General features: G+C 68.7%; 5 protein-coding genes and 1 pseudogene. 2 read left to right on the top strand and 4 right to left on the bottom strand.

Going from position 1 to position 3,275, the window contains the following annotated elements:
• Both F0Q45_RS25080 and F0Q45_RS25075 read right to left on the bottom strand, forming a co-directional pair.
• Positions 1–538 (bottom strand): AAA family ATPase (locus tag F0Q45_RS25080; protein WP_149656454.1); only part of this gene is annotated, 538 nt, incomplete at its 3' end.
• 99 nt (positions 539–637) lie between these two features.
• Entirely contained in the window at positions 638–1,027 is a 390-nt protein-coding gene (locus F0Q45_RS25075) for a hypothetical protein (protein ID WP_149656453.1), read from the bottom strand.
• 118 nt (positions 1,028–1,145) lie between these two features.
• On the opposite strand from F0Q45_RS25075, the gene F0Q45_RS28150 reads away from it, so the two are divergent.
• Positions 1,146–1,382, top strand: a complete 237-nt coding sequence (locus F0Q45_RS28150) for a hypothetical protein (protein WP_188113153.1) — start codon at positions 1,146–1,148, stop codon at positions 1,380–1,382.
• A gap of 220 nt (positions 1,383–1,602) precedes the next feature.
• Positions 1,603–2,226: a hypothetical protein gene (locus F0Q45_RS25065; protein WP_149656452.1), complete on the top strand. Its 624-nt coding sequence runs from the start codon at positions 1,603–1,605 to the stop codon at positions 2,224–2,226.
• 75 nt (positions 2,227–2,301) lie between these two features.
• Here F0Q45_RS25065 and F0Q45_RS28145 read toward each other — a convergent pair whose 3' ends face one another.
• Together F0Q45_RS28145 and F0Q45_RS25060 are read right to left on the bottom strand one after the other, a co-directional pair.
• Positions 2,302–2,463: a hypothetical protein gene (locus F0Q45_RS28145; protein ID WP_188113152.1), complete on the bottom strand. Its 162-nt coding sequence runs from the start codon at positions 2,461–2,463 to the stop codon at positions 2,302–2,304.
• A gap of 3 nt (positions 2,464–2,466) precedes the next feature.
• Positions 2,467–3,275 (bottom strand): annotated as a pseudogene (locus tag F0Q45_RS25060) (replication-associated recombination protein A); the annotation flags it as partial.

Genomic DNA, 3,275 nt, shown 5'->3' with positions numbered 1-3,275 from the left:
GCGGTCGCAATTGCAGGATCAGCGATCGCGACAGCAGCGGGGCCACCACCGAAAAGGACGGGTTCTCGGTGGTCGCGGCCACCAGCAGCACCACTCGGTTCTCCACCGCCGACAACAGCGCGTCCTGCTGGGTTTTGGAGAACCGATGTACCTCATCGATGAACAGCACCGTCTGCTGGCCGGAGAGGAGGCCGCTGCGTGCCTGGTCGATAACCGCACGAACCTCCTTAACGCCGGCCGACAACGCCGACAGCGCCTCGAACCGGCGTCCGGTCGCTTGCGAGATCAACGCGGCCAGTGTTGTTTTGCCGCTGCCCGGCGGCCCGTAGAGGATGGCCGACGCCACACCCGACCCCTCGACCAAACGGCGCAGCGGAGAGCCGGGCCGCAACAGGTGATCCTGGCCGACCACCTCATCCAGCGATGCCGGACGCATCCGCACCGCCAGCGGCGCCCCGGCTGACCCGTCGAGTTGGTGATCGGTCGTATTCGGTGCGCCGGGCAGGTCGAAAAGACCGTCGGACACAGTCTCAGGCATACCACGCACGCCTCGGAACGGGCAGCGGCGCCGTCCAACCTAGGCGCAACCGGCACCAATCCGCGCGCCCGCCGCGCACATTTGCTAAGTTCCGGTTTGCTAAGTTCCGCCCGCTAGCGGGCTTAGTGCCACATCGGTCGATTCGTAGGTGTTGCCGTAGGCGTCGGTGATAGTGCTCGTCGTAGTGTCCGACAGCCCAAAGGTGACCCCAGCCATCACACCTACCAGGGCGCCGATCGCCACGGCATAGACGATGACGGGCACAACCAGCGCTGCGACGTTTTTGGTGAACTTGTTCCACGACCAACTGATGGCTTCACCGACGTTGAAATCCGGTGTCTGCGGTCCGCTGAAACCCGGCTGTGGCGGGTAACCCGCCGGAGGGGCGCTTGGCGGACCATAGCCGGGGGGCGGGGGCGGAGTGCCGCGGCCGGGAGCGGAGTAGCCTCCCGGTGCCTGGCCATAGCCGGCCGGCGGAAACGGTGGCACCGGCGGGCTCGGCGGTGACGGCGGCGGGGCCGGTGGTGGCGGCGGCAACGCCGGCCTACTCGCCCTCGGTGCCGCCGGCGGCGCCGGCGGCACCGGCGGGGAAGGCTTCGGCGGCGGCGTGGCCGGTGGCGCCCGCGGGGCCGGCGGCAACGCCGGCCTGCTCTTCGGCTCCGGCGGCGCTACCGGCGGGGCGGCCACCACCGGCGGTGCCGGCGGGTCCAGCGGCAAGGCCGGACAGATCGGCGCCGGCGGTAACGGCGGCAACGGCGGGGCCGGCACGACCGCGGGCAAGGCCGGCGCCGGCGGCACCGGCGGGATGCTGTTGGGCACTGACGGCAGCACCGGGTTGCCGTAGGCGGCCGGCGGCATCCACGAATCGCCGTTACTCGACGGCAACCGCCGAAACCGCACGGGAAGCTGTCATTGATCGCAGTCCGCGTGCGCCGATGCCTACGCCGGCTGCTGATGTACACCCATCGCCGCCAAGCATTGCCAGGGCCATTCGGTTGGAGGATGGTAATCGGTGGGACCGGTGGCGCCGCCGGGGCGCCGCCCCGACACAGGAGGGGCCCATCGTGTACGCACGCTCTACCACCATCCAGGCGCAACCGCTGTCGGTCGACATTGGAATTGCGCATGTTCGCGATGTCGTCATGCCCGCCCTGCAGGAGATCGATGGGTGTGTCGGGGTGTCGCTGTTGGTCGACCGGCAATCCGGCTGCTGCATCGCCACCAGCGCCTGGGAGTCGTTGGCGGCGATGCGCGCCAGCGCCGAGCGGGTGGCGCCCATTCGTGACCGCGCCGGGCTGATGTTCGACGGCAGCATCAAGGTCGAGGAATGGGATATCGCACTGGTGCACCGCGACCACCACTCGCATGAGGGGGCGTGCGTGCGGGCCACCTGGCTCAAGGTGGTGCCGGACCAGCTGAGCCGGTCGCTCGACTTCTATCGGACGTGTGTGCTTCCCGAGATGGAGCGTCTCGACGGGTTCTGCAGTGCCAGCATGATGGTCGACCATCCGTCATGCCGGCGCGCCGTGTCGTGCGCGACCTTCGACAGCATGGACGCGATGGCGCGCAACCGCGACCAGGCAACCGAGCTGCGCAGCCGGCGGATCCGCGAATTGGGGGCCGAACTGGTCGATGTCGTCGAATTCGAGCTGGCGATCGCCCACCTACGCGTGCCCGAGCTGGTCTGAGCTTCTCGGGCGCTCGGGTATCCACCGCGACGCTGAATCTACGCACACGAAACGCCGAGGCGGGTGTGCGTAGATTCAGCGTCGAGCAACGCGCTGTACGGCTATCTGCTCCTTCGGCAACGCGCCTTCCGGGAATCCGCGACCGCGTTCCCAGACGATCGCGGGTGCCGCTTCGTCACCGACGCTGTTGGAGTTGGCGGCGGGCAGCGATTGGCCCGTCTCCTCGTCGGTGAGCATTTTTCATGGCCGCTTCCTGCGGATAATGGCCCGCAACCGGTCCAGCCGGCCGGCGATCTCTCGTTCACCGCCGCGGCCAGTCGGCCGATAGTAGTCCACATCCACCAGTTCGTCCGGTGGGTACTGTTGGGCGACAACGCCATCCGGCGCGTCATGTGAGTACTTGTAACCCTGGGCGTTGCCCAGCGCCGCCGCACCGGAATAGCGCCCGTCACGCAGATGCGCCGGCACCAGACCCGCCTTGCCCGCCTTGATGTCGTTCATCGCCGCGCCCAGGGCTGTCGTGACCGCATTCGACTTCGGCGCGGTAGCCAAATGGACGGTGGCATGCGCCAGCGTCAGCTGAGCCTCGGGCATGCCGATGAGCTGCACGGTCTGCGCCGCCGCGACGGCAACCGGCAGTGCCGTCGGGTCAGCCATGCCAATGTCCTCGCTCGCCAGGATCATCAGCCGGCGGGCGATGAACCGCGGATCTTCCCCGGCGACCAGCATGCGGGCCAGATAGTGCAGCGCGGCGTCCACATCGGAGCCGCGGACCGACTTGATAAAGGCGCTGACCACGTCGTAGTGCTGATCGCCGTCGCGGTCGTAGCGGACGGCAGCTTTGTCCAGGGACTGCTCGATGGTCTCAACGGTGACCAGCTCAGCTGCCTCAGCCGCGACCTCCAGCGCCGTCAGGGCACGGCGGGCGTCCCCGGCCGCCAACTGCACCAGCAGGTCGACGGCCTCCGGTGCCACCGCAACCTGCCCGCCTAGCCCGCGGGGATCGTCGATAGCACGCTGCACCACCGTGCGGATGTCGCCGGCGGTCA

Source organism: Mycobacterium simiae (genome assembly GCF_008370645.1).
Classification (GTDB): domain Bacteria; phylum Actinomycetota; class Actinomycetes; order Mycobacteriales; family Mycobacteriaceae; genus Mycobacterium; species Mycobacterium simiae_A.
Note: the sequence above shows the minus strand (reverse complement) of the source record. Positions and strands in the feature narration are given on the sequence as shown.

What these genes read in the sequence shown, in the direction of transcription:
- F0Q45_RS28145 (WP_188113152.1), bottom strand. Translation starts at nt 2,463, where the DNA reads ATGCTCACCGACGAGGAGACGGGCCAATCGCTGCCCGCCGCCAACTCC.